Below are 22701 nucleotides of genomic sequence, written 5' to 3'. Positions count from 1 at the left end.
AGAATATATGTTCATAGGAAATAGGAATATTATTGTATTTAAAGTAATGGGTATATTAGATTAAGAATTAGTATATAAGAGCATAGTATTGAAAAATAATATTAAATTTCGAATTTTATTTTGATAATAATGATAAGGTGAAAAATAAATCAAATAGTAAGCAAAGACTTGGTTAAAAGGTAATAAACACAAAAATAGGTATAATATTTTATGGACTATATTTAAAAATTTCTGATATTATTTACTTCTGTTGTGTTGTATGTGAATATATAGTAAAGATAAAAATATTTTATATAAGATGAGGAGGTGTAAATATATTTTTTGATGATTAATGGCTTTGGAAAGGGGATAAGAATGAAAAATAATTTTTTTAAGTTAATGCTATGTTTGATGATGGTAATGAGTATTGTTGCTCCTGTTTCATCAAAAGTATCAGCAAATGAAGAGTTTTTAATTATTGATGATTCTGTAACTTCTGATACAGAAGATAATTATTTTACTTACTCTGCTGGAGTTGATGTAGATGGTGCTACTGGCTGGTCGAATAGTGATGCTAATTATGGTACAGGTGAATTAAATACACAGCATTGGGTTTGGACTACAGATAATACAGAAGCAAGTAAACATAGTTATTGTTTTACTTTTATAGGGACAGGTGTAGAATTAATTGGAATCACACCAACAGGTTCTGATAAAAATACATTCCAGTTGGATGATGAAGCAGCTCAGACTTTAGCGATTGAAACAACTGGAAAAAAGGAATCTGTATTATATTCTAGAAAAGATTTAGTATATGGTGAACATACAGTAACTGTTACTTTACCTAATGATGGAAATCAAAAAGGACTACAAATTAGTTATGCAAAGGTTTTTGGTTCAAGATTGGGAGAAGTTGAAAGATTAGTTATACCACATACTAAAACAACTGGAACAACAAATAAATTTACTTTCTCTGATACAGGGTGGTCTTCAGGGGGAAATAGTGAACATATTTGGTCAGATACACCATCTGTAAATAATCCAGAAGCAATCTGGTATCAGGTTGATTTTATTGGTCATAAAATAGATGTTTATGCAGGAAAAAATCGACCAATGGGAATGGTAAAGTATTATATTGACGATGTAGAAATGGGAGAGTACAGCTTGTATAATTCAAGCAATATTAATTCTACTTTTATAACTTCATTTGATGGATTGGATGAGGGGCCACATACTTTTAAGGCTGTTGCTACTGGAAAAAGAGATACAAATTCAACTAATTCATTAATTGATTGTGCAAAGGTTATTGTATATCATGCTCCATATACTGTTGAAGATATTACATTAGAATCTTCTTCATATACATTAATGGAAGGTGCAAAACAACAAATTAATTATACTGTTTCACCTGATTATGCAGTTGTAAATGAAGTTGAATATACTTCGAGTGATGATGGGGTTGCTAGTGTTAGTAATGAGGGGATAATTTTAGCAGAGGGTAAAGGAACAGCGGTAATTACAGTTTATTTACCTAAATTTAATATTACTAAAACAGTAACTGTTACAGTAACTGAGGCGGTTGCTAATATGGGAGGAAGTATTGTTGATACTGACACTCAATATACTCAAGATCGTTACAATGAAGTTAAGGAAATGGGTACTATTTCTAAAGAATTAACAGTATGGAAAAATGATAAAGCAATTTCTGAAATTGCTTTAATATCTAAAGATTGCAAATTAAAGAATGTTACTATTATTTCAGGAGATCTTGTAGATGGTGACAATGTTATTGATAAAGAAAATGTAAAAACAACTTTTATTAAGTCTACTAAGGCTTATAATGGTTCATATTTAGGATATGGTGATCCAAATCGTGAGATTCCAGCTGATAATGGTACGAATCGTTCAGAAAGTTCTGATATTTTATATCAAACTAACCCTATTAATATTGAATTTAATAAAGTTCAACCAGTTTGGGTAGAAATTACTATTCCTAGTGATGCAAAAGCAGGAAGTTACCAAACAACTATAACAGTAACTGCAGATGGTTTAGATGCACCATTAGAATTTACATATGTTATAAATGTTCAAGACGAAATATTAAACGATGTTTCAACATATAAAAATACTTTTGATATTGAATTATGGCAATATCCATATAGTTCAGCAGAATATTATAATGTTGAACCATTCTCAGAAGAACATTTAAATATTATGCGTTCTGGAATGGAAATTTATAAGAATATAGGTGGACATGCAATTACTACTACAATTAGTGAGGAAGCTTGGGCTGGTCAAACATACAGTGCAAATGATGTGCATTATCCTTCAATGATCAAATGGACAAAAGAAGCAAATGGAAGCTTTACATATGATTTTACTGACTTTGATAAATGGGTACAATTTAATAAGGATTTAGGTATAGGTGATAAAATTGTACTATACAGTATTGCACCATGGCATAACTCATTTACATATTGGGAAAATGACCAACTTGTATATGAAAGATATACAGTAGGTAGTGCTCGTTATAATCAAGTTTGGACAGATTTTTTAAGAAAGCTTATTGATCATTTAATGGAAAAAGGGTGGTTTGATGAGTCATATATAGGAATTGATGAAAGAGGATTTAGCAGTGTTGCTTTTGATTTGATTGATTCAGTAAGAAATATTCATGATCAGCCTTTAAAAACAGCAGGGGCTATGGATGGATTTGTAAACAAACATGATTTAGCGTTAAGAGTTACTGATTTAAATGTTGGTGATACAGCTGCAGATGCGCATCCAGTAGAATTTTCACAATTAGTTAAAGATCGTGAAGCATTAGGATATAGAACAACTTTATATTCATGTACAGAACATCAGCCTGGAAACTTTTCTTTAAGTGCTCCAGTAGAAAGTTATTGGTCAATTATTAATGCTGGTCTGGAAACTGCTGGTTTCTTGCGTTGGGCATATGATGCTTGGGTAGTTGATCCATTAAATGATGCTACTCATAATGCTTTTGAACCTGGAGATTGTTTCTTGATTTATCCAGATTTAAAAGATGCTGAAAATCCAGTTTCAAAGAGTTCAGTTCGTTTAGAGAAAATGGCTCAGGGGATACGAGATGTTAATAAAATTAAACAAATGGTAGCTGCTATTCCTGGATTACAAGATGATGTTGATGCTATGTATGCGAAGCTAACGTTAACTGCTAATACAAGTAGACAATATTTAAGTAAAGCAAATGTTACAAAATTAGCTCAAGAAATGAGTATATTTAAAAATGATCTTGATGCTTTAACAGAAAAGTATTTAATTTTAAAAGAAAGTGGTACAGATGAAGTAGAATCTGTAGATATTTTGGAAAATGATTTACAACTTGCACTTGGAAATTCAAAACAACTTCATGCAACAGTAAATCCATCAAATGTACTTAATACAAAAATTGATTGGAGTAGTTCAAATCCTAATATTGTTAGTGTATCAAATAGTGGATTAATTAGTGCAAATGGTATGGGTAGTGCCATAATTACAGCAGTATCAAATCAAGATCCAACTAAAAAGGATATTATTACAGTTACAGTTACTGCACCTCAAATTGAGGAAATTGCTCGAGTAGCTTATTATTCATTTGATGATAATGATGCAACTGATAATTGGGGTAGTAGAAATGGTACAGTGAATGGGGCTGATTTTGCTAAAGGTAAATCAGGTAATGCATTGTATATTGAAGAAGAAAATAAAAATGTTACATTTAATAGTGGTTCAGGTGTTGGAGAAAATGATTCTTGGTCAATAAGTTATTGGGTAAAATCAACTGCACCTATTACTGATCGTATTTCAGTTTTAATGGATTCTAATAAAGATTATTCATTTGATTTAAAATTAGCTAGTGATCGTAGTGCAGGGTATCATGTTGGAAAAAATAGTGGAGATGTATTAACTTTTACATATGATTTTAATCAAAATGAATGGTATAATATTACTTGGACTCAAAGTAAAAGTGATGGTCTATCAATGTATGTAAATGGTACTTTAGTAAATACTAATGCTTGGACTAAAACAAATAAAACATTGTTGCCATTAGATATTATTGGTGGTACTGGATTTACTGGATATATTGATGAGATTAAGGTATATAATCGAGTGTTAAATACTAGTGAAATTAATGCAAATATGTTATTGAATGGTTTGAATTTAACAGAAACTAGTAAGACAATGTTTATTAATGATACTTATCAAATCGAAACTAATTTAATTAGCGATAATGATGATAAAAGTATTACATATACATCAAATGATCCACAAATTGCTTCTGTAGATGAACAAGGAGTTGTTACTGCGTTAAAACGTGGAACAGTAAAAATTATTGTAGAAAATAAAGCTGGTGGATATAGAGAAGAAGTACTAATTACAGTAAAGAAAAATATTTCAATTACAAGTAAAATACCAATGTATCAATTATCTGAAAATAACTTATCTGATATTGAAAAAGCTCCTAATACTGATCGACAATATTTAGGACAGCCAGATATGGTACGCACAAAAACAGGTAGATTAATTACAGCATATCCTAAAGGACATGGAAAAGGACCATTAATCATGCGAATTAGTGATGATAATGGTGAAACATGGACGGAAAAAACTGATACACCATCATCATGGATAGGGTCTCAGGAAACACCAACTATGTATATCTTAAATTTAGCTGATGGTACTGAAAGAATTTTATTAATTACAGCATGTCCAGGTTGGGGAACAGACAATGATGGTAATCAATATGGATGGAATACAAGTTATTCTGATGATAATGGTGAGACATGGAATGAATATAATCATTGGTATTCAAGAAGAAGTTATGATAATGCTAATAATGATGTGATAGTTGCTATGGCAAGCTTAGTTCAACTAAAAGACGAAGATGGAAATTATATTCAAAAATGGATGGGTGTTTATCATAGTTATAATTATGTAAACTTTAAAACATATCTAACGTTTGATGAAAATGGTGATGAGCAATGGACGGATCCAGTTCCTTATTTAAATGAGTATCGTTCAATTGAATCAACTTATCAAATGTGTGAAATTGGAATGTTTAGATCACCAGATGGAAAACGTATAGTTGGTCTTGCAAGAAGTCAATCTCATAATAATCCAGCTACGTTAATTTATTCTGATGATGAAGGAGAAACATGGAGTGAACCAATGGATCTACCAGGATCATTGGCTGGTGAACGACATAAAGCTTCATATGATCCAATTAGTGGACGCTTAGTAATTACATTTAGAGAAATTAAATATGATTTAAATGGTAATAATCAGTTTGATGGATATAATGATTGGACTTGTGGTGATTGGATAGCTTGGGTAGGAACTTATGAGGATTTAATGGAGCAAAATGATGGTGAGTACCATATTTTATTAGCTGAAGATTGGGCTAATAATGCTAAATCAGGTGATACTGGTTATGCTGGGGTAGTGGTTTTAGAAGATGGAACCTTTATTATGAATTCTTATGGTCATTGGGATAAAGATTTCTCATTAAGTTGGCCTAATGGAGTTACTACTGATTTATGTTATATTAAGCAAGCTAAATTTAAATTGGGTGAAATTGAAAATGCTAGTAATTTAGTAAATCGTGATGCTTTAAATGAATTTATTATAAAAGTAGAAAATACAGATAGTAGTCTTTATACAAAGGAAAGTTTTGCTAAATTTAAAGCAGCTTTAGATAAAGCAATTTCAATTAATTCTGATAGTATTTCGCAACAAGTTCAAGTAGATGATGCACTAGAAACATTAGTTGTGGCATATAATAACTTACAATCTGTAGATAAAACAACAAATAAAACAGCATTAGCTATTGCAATAGAAATGGCAGAAAGTGCAAGTTTAGAAAATGTAGTACCAGCAGTAGTAGAAGAATTCAATGCAGCATTAGAAAATGCTCAAACTATTTATGCTAATGCTAGTGCTACACAAGCTGAGGTAGATAATGCGTTTGATAGACTAGCTAGTGTAATGCATATGCTGGAATTCTTCAAAGGAGATAAAACAGCATTACAAAAGATAGTAGATCAAATAGCAAACTTAACAGCAAGTGAATACATAGAATCTACATGGAATGCAATGTTACCAGTATTAGAAAAAGCAGAAGGTGTATTAGGTAACGAAAATGCAATGCAGGAAGAAGTAGATGAAGTATATACAGAGTTAGTAAAAGCATTTGTCAATCTACGATTAAAACCAAATAAAGATTTATTACAAGATTTAATCAACAAGGCAAATGGAATAAATAGAGAAAACTACACATCAACATCATTAAAAGCAGTAGATGATGTAATGGTAAAAGCAAATGAAGTATTAAATAATCCAGAAGCAACAAAAGAAGAAGTAGAAGTTGCAGTTGCAGCTCTAACAAAAGCATTATTTGGATTAGAAGCGAAACTTGGAAGTACAGTAGATACTAGTACATTAGTAAAACCAGGAGGTGTAAAAACTGGAGATACAACAAATATGATGTATTCATTACTAGGTTTAGCAATTGCTTCATTAGGAGTCTATGGAAGTAAAAAAAGAAAGAGAATTAATTAAAAGGATAAATAGAGTTAAATAAAAAAATGGTCAAAGCTGTATAACAGTATTTGACCATTTTTTAGATTTAAAATATAACCTATATATAAAACTAAGTAGACTATAGGTAAAGATTATTAATTTATTTATATATTTTTTTAGCATATTCACTTGGTGTAAGATTAAAATGTTGTTTAAATGTTCTTGAAAAATAGTGTATTGAACTAAAGCCTAGCATAAATGCAATTTCGCTAATAGTATATTTATTTTCACGAATAAGCTCTTTGCTCTTTTTTAATTTTATTTGAACCATATAGTTTTTAGGAGAAATCTCTAAATTATTTCTAAATAATGTTTGTAAAGATGAACGTGAAATAGAAAATTTATGACAAATTTCTTCGATTGTTAGTGGTTCAGTAATCATTGAATTCATATAGTCTAAGATTTCTTGTAATAATTCATCTTGAAAATGCTGCATTGAGCCAGTAGAGATATGTTTGAGATCAATAGAAGAATCGTGTTGAGTTAGTAATATAATAATTTCTTGTAAATAACATAACATTAATGTTTTAGAATATGGTAATGAATTAGAACTAGCTTTAACAAATTTATTAAATATGTTATGAAGTTCATTGTCGCAGTGAAAAACACGATTGAGGATCATATCATCTTCAATTATCTTCATATCAAATATAACAGTTAAATATGAACATGATTTATTGATTGTAATTTGTTGTGTATGAAATTGATTTGGTCCATATAACATTAGATCATAGCTATTTAATGTGTATGTTGTACCTTCAACAGTTGTATCAAGACTTCCGTGATCAACATATGTTAATTCATAATGTTTATGGGTTTCTCCTTTAAATCGGTAATTTGGACTTTTGATTACATAATAATAACCAAGAATTTCTTTAATTTTTAACTTAGATACAATTGGTTTATAAACATAGGGAGGATTTAAAAATTCAGTTTTTAGGTTATAATTTGAAGGAGTTATTAGGTAACTTTCAATTTCTTGGGATAGAGGAATAATATTAAAATATTTGTTAGCTTCTATTTTTAAATAATGGTGAATCGCAAATGTTTCTAATTTTTCAGGATCTAAGCTATCACCAATTAAAATAGAAGCAATTCCTTCTGTAAGTTCAATATATACTTCACAAGAAAAACAGTACATATGACTAATAACTTGGCTAGATGTATTTAATTTTCTACATATTAGATTATTGTCTTTAGATGATAAATGTTCTTCATAAGTAGAACCATATTTTTTGAATTCAATACTTGATGTCTTATTAATCATAGAAAACCTCCTTGTATAATTAGATATTTTAATTATACATAACTAGAATATATACATATATAATATACTTTCAGTGGTGATTTTTGTAAATATTTTATATAAAATTATTTTATTTTCCAGTAGGTAGGAATGGAATTATACTAGATGCTACTGCACTAATTGGCATTGATTGTAAAATAATTTTTCCAGGGCCAGTAATGACAGTATTGAAAAAGCCTTCACCGCCTAATAATTTGTTTTTTATGCCTTTTACACTTTGAATTTCAATGGAACAGGTTGCATCCATCATTGCTAGATAACCAGTATCAATAATCATTTGTTGACCAGGTAGTAAATCATATTCGATTGCAGAACCATCAATTTCTAAAAAGACAGTACCAGTACCTCCGATTTTAGTCATGATAAAACCTTCACCCCCAAAGAAACCTGATGAAAATTTTTTGTTAAAAAATACAGACATTTCGATATCACTAGTTCCAGCCAAAAATGAAGATTTTTGAACAACGATTTCTTGACCTGGTTTTACTTCAACTGCTTTAATATTTCCAGGAAAAGATGAGGCAAAAGCAATCATTCCATCATTTGTAGCTGTATAACGGTTTTGGAATATTGTTTCACCACTAAACATTCTACCAAAAGCTTTTGATATGCCCCCACTAATTGTTTCCATTTTCATTCCAGGTTCCATCCAGCTCATTGCACCACTATCTGTTATCATTGATTCTCCTTCTACAAGATGGCAAATAACAATGGGAAGATTATCCCCTTTAATTTCATATTTCATAATAATTTATTCCTCCTTAATTGTAATACATACTGGTGAAGGGATTGCTAGGGTATTAGCAGTTCTTACCAGTTCTTCTCTTTCTTCATTAAATGTAAATAATTCAATTTCATTATCATCTTGAGCACCAATTATTAGATATTGATCTTCAAGAATATTAAAATCTCGTGGATTTTTTCCAGTGTGAACCATGTATAGCAATGTTAATTTACCTGTTTCTTGATTAACTCGATATAAAACAATGCTATTATGTCCACGGTTGGAAACAAATAAATGTTTTCCAGATTTGCTTAAGCGAATAGCACTTGCGCTAGAAAATCCATGAAAATGCCGAGGTGTAGTATGAATAACTTGAATTAGGTTAAAATATTTATCATAGTATTTGAAAACCATAATATTATTAGCTATTTCATTAACAAGATATGCAAAACGCCCATCTTTAGAAAAAATCATATGTCTAGGTCCTGAACCAGGAACAATATTTAAATTATGATTTGGTGATTCTTCTAATTTACCATATTTATAAGAATACATTATCACTTTATCAGCCCCTAAATCAACTGCATAGATAAATTCTTTATCAGGTGTGATTCCTACACAATGACAATGAGGTCCCGTTTGTCTTTTAAGTAGATCAGGTCCTAGGCCAGTATGATGAATAGCACCTATTTTTTCTTTAATATAATTATTTTCTAATAAATAAGAAGCAGTTGATCCAACGAGGTAGTTTGCAGCAAAGAGATAACGTGAGTTATCACTAACACATAAATGGGTATATGAACGCCCATTAGAATTATAATTATTATTAATTATTAATTCATCTTTATAAATTGAAAAAGTCCCTAATCCACCACTATTATTTGAACGACTAGCATTTTTGTAAGCAATGTATAAAGTATTATTTTTAGTGATCATATAAGATGGATAATCTTGTGTAACAATGTGCTGAACAAGAGAAAACTCTTGTTTTTTTTCGTTTAAATTAATAATATAAATTCCTTTATCATCATTTTTACCATAACTAGATACATAAAATGTTATCATATTCAAACCTCCCTAAATCTTATTTTAACACAAATATGAAATAAAAGGAGGTGTATCATGAGTTTTTTAAAAGATTTTATGCATTTAATTAAGGCTAATTTTTGATGTTTTTTAGAATCATCATATGTTTTATCATTGTTATGTAAGCGTTTTCGTGCTATAATTAAATATATATATAACTATGTCATTTACAAATGTGTGGATTTTGTTATATGTGATAAATAAGTTAATATATAGGATAGTGTTAATATAGTTATGAAAATTTAGTTTTATAAGAAGGGTTTATAATTTAGGGTTATATTTTTTTAGAAAAATTGATGCATATAGATAGTAGAATAGGTATACGAATAAATTTTATTTGGACTGTTCTTTATTATATGTGAGATTTTAAAATGTTTATGGTAAATATTTTATAATTAATAGTATTTCTAAGAAAAGTTTATAACTTTAAAGAAAATATTTTTAGAAAGCATATTATAGATTGAATGATTTTATGTTTTATTCAAAAATATTTATATTTAGTTTATGGTATTAATTATTGAATAATATAACTAATTAATAAAAATAATATGATTTTAATAATGTGTTTCTTGTTATTTATGTTTGGTTAATAATAATTGTAGTAGATATTATTTTTGTATGGGAAGAGATTGTTAAGTTTATATGTTTTTTTAGAAAAAATCATGTTAAATAAAGAAATAGAAATATAATGGGATTTATTGTAAAAATGATAACTTTTTTGACACTGTTAATTTTTAATTAATGATATTTAAATAAGATTGGCTAGTATTTATAGTTTTAAAAAGTGAATAAAAGTGTACACTGAGAATAATAATTTTAGTAGTATTGATTAATATTATTACACTAAATTATATAAAAGTTACTTTTAATAACTTTCTTATTGTAAGATCTTATGAATGTTTGAGTTATAATAGTTATTTGGGAGTTAAAATTATATTATAAATATTTACTGAAGGATTAATTGGGATTTTAATTTTGATAATGAATGGTAGAGTGTTTATAATATTTAGATTAGTAATGATTTTTATGTAATAAAGTATTGTATATTATTAGTTTCATTTGAATTATATATTTTAGTATAGATAATTATACTAAAAGGGTCTAAATAAGAGAGCTGATACTAGTAGCTGATTTCCTTATTTTTTATCCACACTATTAATAAAGTTTTGATTCTAGGGTTATAATGTTACTGTTTTTACTAATAGATTTTTTATTTATAGTAATTTATCATATTTCTATAATTTAAAAAACATTGAATCTTTTATTGCGGTTTTAAGAAAAAATAATATCATAAAAATTAGTAGAAATAAAATATAATAATATGTTCTTAAATTATGTCTAAATATAATAGTAGATAAATATTAATAAGATTTAATGAAAAATGTAAGGTTAGCAATTAAACTAACTGTTTTCAATTGAAAACAGTAATGAAACTCTTTCAAAAATTTTCAAACTTATAATAAAAATAAGTCATTGTACACATCACTTTCGTAATTTGAAAAATTTAGAGAAAGGAAAAGGTATAATAAAGTTATTTATAATATACCAGAAGTACAACTTATGAAACGTAATAGATTTCAATTTATTACATCTATTGCATTAATTTTCATGCTTTGCATGAGTACAGTTACACCAATATTTGCTGATACACCGATAACAAGAGTTTTTGCGGCTTCTGATTATCAAGCAAAAACAGGTGATGCTGAAGGGGAAGGAATACTTGGATCTATCATTGATACTATGATAGATGATGGACATACAACAGTAGATGGTGCATTATATGCAGGGGATTACGATTATAATATGCCAAGTGATACATCGCATGGTATAAATTCTATCAAAAATGTGTTTAATTCAAAATGGTCATCTCTTAGTGAGGATAATATGGTATTTGCAAAGGGAAACCATGATCCTGCTAGTACACCAGGAATTAGTTCAAGTGGTGCAAATGATGCCAAGGATTATGGTGTATTTGTTATTAATGAATCTGATTATATGTGGTTTAACAATGATAGGGGAACAATTCAAAGAACAGCAAATAATTTGAAAGGTTACCTTGATGATAAACTTGTTGGGGGTTATAGTAAACCTATTTTTGTAGTATCTCATTTACCATTACATTATAGTATGCGTACTCGTAATGATGGTGATGCTCAATATGCGAATTTATTATTTGATGTACTTAATGAAGCTGGTGCTGAGGGATTAAATATTATTTTCCTATTTGGACATGATCATTCAAATGGTTGGGATGATTATCTTGGAGGTTCTTGTATATATCTTGCTAAAGGAGATAGTATTAATATCGCTCAATCAAGTCGTACAGAATGGAAAGCTGAAACTTTAAACTTTACATATATGAATCCAGGATATACTGGTTATTATAATCAGGTTAATACTAGTGCTGAGGATATACTTTCTTCGACAATGTTTACAATTTATGAAAATAGAGTAGAAGTAAATCGTTATACTACAAGTGGTAAATATAACCTTAAGAGTAAAGGGGTAAGAAACAGTTATAAAAATGAAAGTGGATATGATTTAGATACTCGTATTATTACAAGCCCTGATGATATTGATTTAAATAAAGTTAAGGCTAGACCATCTGTTAAGATTATAAATGATGGAATGGATATTGTTCCAGTTGGTGGTGCAATTTCATTAACTGCAGAGGTTTCTAATGTAGAAAATCCAACATTTGAATGGTCAAGCAGTAATCCTGATATTTTATCTGTTGAGGGTAATGGAAACACTGTTTTAGTTTGTGCAGCAAGTAAGGGTGATGCAACAATTAATTTAAATGTAACTGATGGAAGTGACTCAACTGTAATTAAAGCTTCTTTCAATGCAACTGCTGTAGATGTGACTGATGGTGATGTTTACACATTAGTCAATAAAGTTAGTGATATTGTAAGTGGTGATAAATATTTTATGGTATTTACTGATACTAAAAATACATTACCTAAATATAACGTTGTATCGACTGAAGTTATGACTAATGCTGGAAGAACAGGATTAGTACCAAAAGATGTTGGATTAAATAGTGATGTTGATTATCTTACTGGTGATTATAGTAGTTATGAATGGACATTTACTAGTTTGGAAGGTAATTATGTAATAAGTTGTGACAAAGGGGTTTTAAGTATTACAAGTAATGATGTTAATTTAAATGGAGCTGCTGATCATGTAATTAAGATTACAGATGGTATGAGTGGACTATATTTGACAGATAACAATACTAATTATCAGCTAAGTGATTCTAGTAAAGGAATATTTAGTGGCTATGCAAGTGGTAAGCAATTTTCACTTTATAGAAAAATAGATATTACTCAAGCACCTGGAAAACCACAGGATTTATTAATTGTTACTGGAGATAAAACTGCAACCTTATCATGGGAAACACCAAAAATTAATGGAGGTAGTGCTATAACTGGTTATCAAATATCAAGTGATGGTATAACATGGATAGATACTGTTGATAATAGTTATACTTTTAATAACTTGATTAATGGTACAGAATATTCATTCTGTGTATGTGCTGTTAATAGTCGTGGTGCTGGTGCAACAGCAAGTATTGCAGGTACACCTGATGCAGAAAATTTAAAATCAAGTAAGGATTTATTAGCTAGTTTGATTAGTAAAGCAAATGGATTAAATGGTGCAGATTATACAGAAAAGACATGGAAAGTTTTAGAGGAAGAAGTATTAAAAGCAAAAGCAGTATTTGAAGATCCAGATGCAAGTGAAGCAGAAATAAAAGCTGTAGAAGCATCATTAACAAAGGCAATAAGTCAATTGGTATTGAAGACAGAAGATGAAGAAGCTAAGGGATCAGTTAAGACTGGTGATAATAGTTTAATTGGAGGATTAGTAGGACTTGGGTTATTAAGTGTGACTGCAGTTCTAGTAAACTATAGAAGAAAAGAAGACTAATGAATAAGGAACTTGAATGTTTTTTATATAGTAGTTAATAAATAGGATAAAAGGAACATAAATTATTATGGTATATAATAGTCTATGTTCTTTTATTTTGAAAAAATAGTCATATTTATTTTATGTGTTTCTTTTAATTTATATATCATTCATCTTTACCTTATATTTAAAATGTTATATAATAAACAAAATAAATTGGAGGACAGAAATATGGATGAGAACTTATTATTAACATTACTTCATAATAATGCAAGAATGGAAGTTACAGATCTTGCCATGGCATTAAATGAAACAGAAGATAATGTTGTCAAAACTATCAACCAATTAGAAAAGGATAAAGTTATCTGTGGTTATCATACGATTATTAATTGGGATCGTACTAATGTAGATAATGTAATGGCATTGATTCAAATTAATGCTACTCCTGAACGTGAATATGGTTATGATCGTATTGCTAAAAAGATTTATGCTTTTCCAGAAGTAGATACAATGTATTTATTAAGTGGAAGTTTTGAATTCGTTGCGATTGTTAAAGGACATACAATGCAAGAAGCCGCCCGTTTCGTTGCCTCTAAATTGGCGCCATTGGAAGGTGTAACTGGTACTGCAACAATGTTTGTATTAAAACAATATAAAAATAATGGAATAAGTTTTGATGATAATGACAAAGAAGCTGCTGAAAGATTGTTGGTAACACCATAATGGATTTTAATAAAGTATTAAATAATATCGTAAGAGATATACCACCTAGTGGAATTCGTAAATTTTTTGATTTAGCAAATGAAATGGAAGGTGTTATATCTTTAGGAGTTGGGGAACCTGATTTTGATACACCTTGGAAAATTAGAGAAGCAGCTATTTATTCAATTGAACAAGGAAAGACATTCTATACTGCTAATCAGGGTTTAGTTGAATTAAGAAAAGAAATTTGTCGTTATCAAAAAAGAAGATTTGGTTTGAATTATAATTATGATAAAGAGTGTATTGTTACTGTAGGGGGATCTGAAGCAATTGACTTAGCTTTTAGAGCAATTATTAATCCTGGTGATGAGGTGATCTTATTGCAGCCAAGTTATGTTGCCTATACACCAGGTGTAGCTTTGGCTGGTGGTAAAGTTGTTAATATTGAACTTAAAGAAGATAATGAGTTTAAATTAACTCCAGAATTGTTAAAGGCAGCAATAACTCCAAAAACTAAAGCAATCTTATTAAATTATCCTAGTAATCCTACGGGTGGTTTTATGACACAAGAAGATTATGAAAAACTTGTACCAATTATAAAAGAGCATGAAATTATTGTCATAACTGATGAGATATATGCAGAATTATCATATGAACAAAAATTCTGTTCTATTGCATCTTTTGATGAAATCAAAGATCAAGTAATCTTGGTTAGTGGTTATTCAAAGGCTTATGCGATGACAGGATGGCGTTTAGGATATGTTTTAGCTAATGAAATACTTACTAAAGCAATGAATAAAATTCATCAATATGTAATTATGTCAGCACCTACAGGTGCTCAGTATGGGGCTATTGAAGCAATGCGTCATTGTGATAATGAAATTGAGACAATGCGTCAAGCATATATGTTAAGACGTAATTATATTGTTAAAGCATTTAATGATATGGGATTACATACATTTACACCTCAAGGGGCATTTTATGTATTTCCATGTATTAAATCCACTGGTATGACTTCAGAACAATTCTGTGAAGAGTTATTAAAAGATCAATTAGTAGCTTGCGTACCAGGTACTGCTTTTGGTGAAGCTGGAGAAGGGTATATAAGAGTATCATATGCTTATTCAATTGATCAGATTAAGGAAGCAACTACAAGGATTAAAAGGTTTTTAGATAAATTAAATAACTGATGAGTTGATTTTAAAGCTTGTTCTATAGAATTTATTTATAGAATAAGCTTTTTATGTTTGAACTTTTTAATAGATTAAAATTTGTCATGTTATAGATCGAAAAAATAATTATTGGAGGTTTAAAGAAGTGATGCTTTTAAACAGATGTTTCAAATTATATTATTCAATTTTACGTATTAGGTATTTTTATTAGAATGGTGTAAAGTATTTGGCAGTACAATAATGATAGTATCACTGGTTTTAAAATTAGATGGCTTTGTATGAATAATAATATATAGTATTAGATATGATTTAATTTATATGGTTAGTTTTGTTTATAGTTTTTTCTTAAAAGAAGGATTTATTATATAATTCGAAGAATATATATTTAATAGACTTGGATTATTAAAGTAGGTTTATTTTTATTTTTTTCAATAATTTAATTTTAAAACCGAAAAAACGGTGTTATAATTAAAAAAATCAAATCATAAATATTTTTAATTAACTATAATATAGGTAATTAAAGGAGTGATTGATGATGAAAACACAAAGTTATGAAAAGGTTATTGATAAGGATATTGTTGATGTTAAAAGGTATTTGTTAGATATTAGTGAAAGTTATTGGATGCAAGATATTCATGATATTGTTAATAAGAGTATGGATATAAAGATTATTAAGAAAAAGATTAATAAAAGAAAAGATTTACAGTTGGTAATTTTTAGTAAAATAAAAAAGTTAATTGATAAGAGTGTTAGTTTAAGTGAAATGGAAAATCATTTGGTTTTTATGAATATTTTGTTAAGTTCGTATTATCGGCTTGTATTGGTATATAAATATAATTTATTAAACTATATTATTGATAATGGTGGTTTTTCAATTGAAACATATTGTTTGCTTAGACATTTAATTAAATTTAATGAAAAAGTTATTGAATCATTTGTTGATGCTCTAGCAAATCGATTAAACTTGAGTATGGAGCGTTATCATTATTTAACTTGTTATATTTTATTATTAGAGAAAAACTATAAAAAAGCATATTTGCATTTAGAGTATGTTATTATTGATCAAGAATTTGAGCGTTTTTTACCAGCACTTTATAATTATAGTCCACGTTTATATAATAAATATTTAAAAAAAGTCGATATGCCATTAAATTCAATATTAATATAGGAGTAATTTTATGGGTGAAAAAATGTATTATATTTATAAAGTCATAAATGATAGTGATCAGCCGATTAAGGGTAAAGAGATACTAGTGTATTTACAACAGTATGGATATGATCTTAATATTAAAACGATATATAGCCTTATTAAAAGAATTAATGATTTTTATCATTGTTTAACAGGTAAATATCTAATAAAAACTATTAGAAGAAGCGGTTTTGTTATTGAGGATGAGTTTTTTGATGACGGTCAGTTACAGTTATTAATGGATAGTATTATTTTTAATCCTAATTTAGATAAAAATTCAGCTTCTATAATGGTTGAAAAGTTATCATTATTAAGCTCTTATAAACAAATTAAACGTTTAAATATTGAAGATGGAAATAATAATATTTTAACTTATGATCCTTTAATAAGTCTTACTACTATTATTAAGGCTGTTAATAATCACAAAAATATTGCTTTTAAATATATAAGTTATGATATTGATGATAATTGTTTGGTAGAAGTTTATCATAATAATGGTAATCATGATAGTGAAACATATATAATTTCACCCTATAAATTAATTTTAAAAGGTTCTAATTATTATCTTATTGGTTATTTTAATAAAAGAAAAAATAGTTTAAGTGTTTATCGAGTCGATCGAATGCGCTTGGTTAGAAATCATAATAGTAAGTTTGAGGAAATAAGAGAACAATTTGATATGGCCAAAGAGTTTGATAAGATTGTAAATATGTATATAAGTAAAAAGAGAATTGATTTGAAAATTAGATTTAATCAAAATGTATTAAAAGAGGTAGTAAATCAATTTGGTAAAGATATTATTGTAAGTAAAACCTATGATGGTAAAATTGAAGCAGAAATAAAAAATGTTGCTTTATCTGATGGATTAGTAGGTTGGCTGATGATGCTACAGACAAATATCCAAGTAATATTACCACTTGGATTAAAAGAGATGATTAGAAAAAGATTAAAGTTAATGTTAAAGATGTATGAACAGGAAACTGAGTAAGTTTCCTGTTTTTAATCTAAGAGGGGAATGAGTGTTGTTAGTATTATCAAGGGAACATTATACTTATAAGTAAATTTGAATAGGGGCAGTTTTTAAAGTTGAAGTACTAAAAAAATAAATGATTATATAGTAATGACTATTTTAGATATCACACAATATAAATAATTTTGTAGATAAAATAACTTGTAATTTTTCATTAAATAATAGATAATTTAGGTGAAAGGGATTACATGATTTTTAAGGTTCTGTATACTGTTTTTTAGAAATATTTTAAATATTTTAAAGATTAAAAATTATAGCGAGCAGATATTTAATTAGTTCTTAAAGGGAAAATGGAAACTTATATGTAATCATTTTTCAAAGAAAGGAGATAGAAAGAAACGATGAAAGTTATGAACAAGGTTTGCAAGAGTTTAATCGCTTTGGTTTTATGTCTTACAAGCGTATTTTCTTTAAGTATCAACTTATCAGCTGAAGAAGTTAGTAATAATCTTGCGTTAAACAAGCCAGTTGTTGCTAGTGCTGAATATAGTACGATGCCAGCATCTAATTTAACTGATGCTGATGAAGATAGCCGTTGGTCAACAGAAAGAGATGCAACACAATGGGCATATGTTGATTTAGGACAAGAATATGAAATGAACAAGTTCCAGATGATTTGGGAAAGTGATTCAGTTTATGCTCAAGAATACAATATTTATGTATCAAATGACATAAATGATTGGGGTAGTGCGGTTGTTGTTAGAACTGAGAATAATAGTAAGACTTCTGAAGATCTTTTAGCTCAAGCTGTTAGTGGACGCTATGTTAAACTTGAAGTAACAAAGGTAAAAGGATATCCTAGTGTTTCTTGCCGTGATTTCAAGGTATTAAATACTGATGAAAAGTATCAAGATCCAACTCAAAATGTTGCTTTAAATAAAACAGCTGTTGCTAGTTCAATTGAGGCAGATTCTGTAAGAGCTGCTAATGCTACTGATGGAGATACGACTTCAAGAAGTTCAAGATGGGGAAGTAATCTTGGTGATGGACCAGATTGGATTTATGTTGATTTGGGTGAAAAGTTAAATGTTAATGTTGTTAAAATTTTCTGGGAAAATAGAAAAGCAACTAGCTATAAGCTTCAAATTGCTGAAGAATTAAGTGATCCAATGAGTGAGGATGATTGGACAACTGTTAAAGAGTTCAATGATCGTCCAGCATCTATAGATGAAAAAATTGTATTAGATCAAGTGTATAAAGCTCGTTATGTACGCTTATTGATTGATTCACATACATCTGCAGACCCTGATGGGGGAGTTGCATGGAACACTGTTTCTATTTATGAAATTGAAGTGTATGGTGGAAATCCAGATATTAAACCAGCAATTGGTGAAGTATTGAATGCTATTACTGTAGATACTCCTGAAAAAGGGGATGAGAAGTTATCAGTTAATTTACCTGAAGTTGAAGGGTATAAAGTTGAGTACAATGGTACTGATTTTGAGCAAGTAATTGATGATGATTTAACTATTTATCAACCAGTAGTTGATAAAGAAGTATCTGTTTCATTTAAGGTTACTGATGAAGAAACAAATGATTACAAATTCAAAGAAATTAAAATTACTGTACCTGGTAAATATGAAGTTGAAAATAGTGATAATGAGGCTCCAAATATTTTACCTGAATTAGCCGAATGGAAAGGTGAAGAAGGAAGCTTTGTTGTTTCAAGCAATAGTCGTATTGTTATAGCTGGTGATGAATTGCAAGATGTTGCAGATGCATTAGCTGCTGATTATAAAGAAATGACAGGTAAAAAATTAACTGTTGTTAAGGGTAGTAAATCAGATGTACAAAGTGGTGATTTCTATTTTGCTCTAACTGATGATACAAGTAAAGGACTTCAAGACGAAGGTTATTTGATGACTACTGATGAATATGTTGAAGTTGAAGCAGAAACTACAACTGGTGCTTATTGGGCTACTAGAACTATTTTACAAAGTTTAAAACAAACAAATGATATCCCTTGTGGTACTACAAGAGATTATCCATTGTATAAAGTTCGTGGTTTCATTTTAGATGTAGGTAGAAAAACATTTACATTAGATTATTTAAAACAAGTTGTTAAACAAATGTCTTGGTATAAGATGAATGATTTTCAAGTACATTTAAATGATAACTTGATTGGATTAGAAAATGTTGCTGATCCAATGAGTGCTTATTCAGCATTTAGATTAGAGTCTGATGTTAAAGCAGGTGGTAATAACGGATTAAATCAAGCGGATTTAACTAGTACAGATATGTTCTATACAAAAGATGAATTTAGAGATTTTATTAAGGAATCTAGAATTTATGGTGTAGATATCGTACCAGAAATTGATACTCCTGCCCACTCATTAGCTCTTACTAAAGTAAGACCTGATTTACGTCATGGTACAAATGGAAGAAACAATGATCATTTAGCATTACGTGATAAATATGATGAATGTATCGAATTTGTTAAGGATATTTTTAACGAATATATGACCGATGATAATCCAGTATTTGATGATCAAACAATTGTACATGTTGGTGCTGATGAATATAATGCTGATAAAGAAGCATATCGTAAATTCTCAGATGATATGTTAGGATTTGTTCAAGATACTGGACGTACAGCTCGTATTTGGGGAAGTTTATCACAATGTCGTGGAACAACTCCAGTAAGAAGTGAAGGCGTTCAAATGAATTTATGGAACTTTGGATATGCTAACATGGATGAAATGTATGAACAAGGTTATGATTTGATCAACTGTAATGATGGAAATTATTATGTTGTTCCTAATGCAGGATATTACTATGATTATTTAAATGACAATACTCTTTATAATCTTGATATCAATACTATTGGTGGTGTTACTATTCCTGCAGGTGATAAACAAATGATTGGTGGAGCATTTGCAGTATGGAATGATATGACAGATTATCTAGAAAATGGTGTTAGTGAATATGATGTTTATGATCGTATTGAAAATGCAATTCCATTGTTTGGTGCTAAACTATGGGGTAAAGGAACTAAATCATTAAATGAAGCAAATACTACTAGAGCTACATTGGGTGATGCTCCTGGAACTAATTTTGGATATGATGTAGACAGTAAAGATGGTATTATTGCAAATTATCCAATGAATTCACTAGTAGAAAATAGTGAAAATAATCGTGACTTAACAGCTGGAAATAATGCTTCTATTGCATCTGTAGATGGAAAAAAAGCTCTTAAATTAAATGGTAGTGAAAGCTATGTAAATTCTCCAGTTGCTACAGCAGGGTTAGGAAATGATTTAAGAGTAAAAGTTAAACGTACATCAAGCAGTAGTGAAGAACAAGTTTTATTTGAAAGCAGCTATGGTACAATTAAAGCTGTTCAAAAAGATACTGGAAAAGTTGGATTCTCAAGAGAAAATCATGATTATTCATTTGATTATGAATTACCTGTTAATGAATGGGTTGAACTTGAGTTTAAAAATGAACATAATGTAACATCACTTTATGTTAATGGTAAATTAGTTGATGTATTAGGTGATGGTGAAAAAGTTGAAGGAAGACCATTACTTGCAACAACAATGTTCCCAATTGAAAGAATTGGAAGTAAAACAAATGCTTTCATTGGTTATGTAGATGATGTTCGTATTGGTGAAAATAAAACATTTAATTCTACAATGAATCTTGATTATGCGGTATTAACAGCTAATGCCTTATTAAAAGAAGAAAATAATGTAGAGTTAGAAACATTAGTTAACCAAGCTAAAGTAATTTTTGAATTATATGATCCAAGTAGTGAAGAAATTGAAAGTTTAACTACTCAAATTAATGATATTATTAAAACAATTGATTATGCAAAAGCAGATTATAGTCGTGTAAATAAATATTTGGATTTAGTGTTAGATGATTTATCAGTATTTACTGATGCATCAGTAGCACGTTTACAAAATGTAATTGATAGTATTCGTGAAGATCTTCCAGCTTCAATGCAAGAAACTGTTGATGGTTATGTTATTCAGTTAGCTAATGCTTTAGCAAATCTAGAATTAAAAGCACAACTTAATGTAAATTATGTTGATAATTCTAAACTTACAGCTACAGCATCATCTTATCAACGTGATGGATCTAATCCAAGTAATGTATTAGACAATGATACTGGAACAATGTGGCATACAGATTGGTCAATTACAACTATGCCTCACTGGATTGCACTTGAAATTGATGAACCAACAGCAATTAATGGTTTAAGTTATACACCTCGTCAAACTGGTTCTAATGGTAATTTAACTGAATATAGAATTGAAATTAGTGATGATGGTGAAAACTGGAATACAATTAAAACAGGAACTTTAAGTTCTAATTCTAGCACTAAAGTGATTGAGTTTGATACTGTTACAACTAAATTTGTTCGCCTTGTTTATGTTAAGGCTGTAAACAATAATGGTAGTGCTTCAGAAATCAAGTTACATCGTGCTGATGTTCCAGCTGATGTTGATGGATTAAATGCGTTGATTGAAAAAGCAGAAAGTATTAAAAATACAGGATATAGTGAAGAATCATGGACTGCTCTTCAAAATCAAATTTTAGTAGCTAAAGAGCTTACAAATTCTCAAAATCCTGATGCTAATGAAATTGAAATTACTAAACGTAATTTAATAGAAAAAATGGTTAAATTAGTACTAACTGAAGAAGTAAAAGATGTAAGCAAGACAAAATTACAAATAGCTGTTGATTTGGCAAGTGCTGTAACAGAAGAACAATTAGATAAAGTAGTACCAGCAGTAGTAACTGAATTCAATGCAGCATTAGAAGAAGCAAGAACTATCTTAGCTAATGATAATGCAACACAAGAAGAAGTGGATGCATCATTTGCAAGATTATCAGTAGCAATGCATATGTTAGAATTCTTAAAAGGTGATAAAACTGAATTGCAAGACCTAGTAGATTCAACTGCAGATTTAGTAGCAGGAAACTATACACCTGAATCATGGTCAGCATTGCAAGAAGCATTAGTAGAAGCAAATGCAGTACTAGATGATGTTA

General features: G+C 29.0%; 10 protein-coding genes. 7 read left to right on the top strand and 3 right to left on the bottom strand.

Annotation, left to right across the window (positions count from 1 at the left end):
• The first annotated feature begins 354 nt into the window (after positions 1–354).
• A complete protein-coding gene (locus tag BMW96_RS01370; protein WP_143050694.1) occupies positions 355–6558 on the top strand; it encodes a glycoside hydrolase domain-containing protein in 6204 nt (2067 codons plus the stop codon).
• A gap of 121 nt (positions 6559–6679) precedes the next feature.
• Here the strand turns inward: BMW96_RS01370 and BMW96_RS01365 are convergent, their stop codons facing one another.
• The 3 genes from BMW96_RS01365 to BMW96_RS01355 all read right to left on the bottom strand — a co-directional run bounded on the left by BMW96_RS01365 (position 6680) and on the right by BMW96_RS01355 (position 9674).
• A complete protein-coding gene (locus BMW96_RS01365) occupies positions 6680–7846 on the bottom strand; it encodes an AraC family transcriptional regulator (protein WP_092351736.1) in 1167 nt (388 codons plus the stop codon).
• Between the two features lie 109 nt (positions 7847–7955).
• Positions 7956–8630, bottom strand: coding sequence for a TIGR00266 family protein (locus BMW96_RS01360; protein WP_092351734.1), 675 nt, complete (start codon positions 8628–8630; stop codon positions 7956–7958).
• Between the two features lie 6 nt (positions 8631–8636).
• On the bottom strand, positions 8637–9674 hold the full coding sequence (locus BMW96_RS01355; RefSeq protein ID WP_092351732.1) for a lactonase family protein: 1038 nt from the start codon (positions 9672–9674) through the stop codon (positions 8637–8639).
• 1581 nt (positions 9675–11255) lie between these two features.
• On the opposite strand from BMW96_RS01355, the gene BMW96_RS01350 reads away from it, so the two are divergent.
• The 6 genes from BMW96_RS01350 to BMW96_RS01325 all read left to right on the top strand — a co-directional run.
• Positions 11256–13628, top strand: coding sequence for a fibronectin type III domain-containing protein (locus tag BMW96_RS01350; RefSeq protein WP_092351730.1), 2373 nt, complete (start codon positions 11256–11258; stop codon positions 13626–13628).
• A gap of 210 nt (positions 13629–13838) precedes the next feature.
• Complete coding sequence (locus tag BMW96_RS01345) at positions 13839–14330, top strand: Lrp/AsnC family transcriptional regulator (RefSeq protein WP_092351728.1); 492 nt, start codon at positions 13839–13841, stop codon at positions 14328–14330.
• The gene (locus tag BMW96_RS01340; protein ID WP_092351726.1) at positions 14330–15499 is read left to right on the top strand and encodes an aminotransferase class I/II-fold pyridoxal phosphate-dependent enzyme; all 1170 of its coding nucleotides are present in this window, start codon (positions 14330–14332) and stop codon (positions 15497–15499) included. The genes BMW96_RS01345 and BMW96_RS01340 overlap by 1 nt, the downstream gene beginning before the upstream one ends.
• 514 nt (positions 15500–16013) lie before the next feature.
• A complete protein-coding gene (locus tag BMW96_RS01335; RefSeq protein WP_244881235.1) occupies positions 16014–16649 on the top strand; it encodes a hypothetical protein in 636 nt (211 codons plus the stop codon).
• Positions 16650–16659: 10 nt separating this feature from the next.
• Positions 16660–17658: a WYL domain-containing protein gene (locus BMW96_RS01330; protein WP_092351722.1), complete on the top strand. Its 999-nt coding sequence runs from the start codon at positions 16660–16662 to the stop codon at positions 17656–17658.
• A gap of 383 nt (positions 17659–18041) precedes the next feature.
• The coding region (locus BMW96_RS01325; RefSeq protein ID WP_143050693.1) for a discoidin domain-containing protein at positions 18042–22701 on the top strand (4660 nt) is incomplete at its 3' end.

It is taken from the genome of Thomasclavelia cocleata, assembly GCF_900102365.1.
Lineage (GTDB): Bacteria > Bacillota_I > Bacilli_A > Erysipelotrichales > Coprobacillaceae > Thomasclavelia > Thomasclavelia cocleata.
This window is presented reverse-complemented; position numbering and strand designations above follow the sequence as displayed.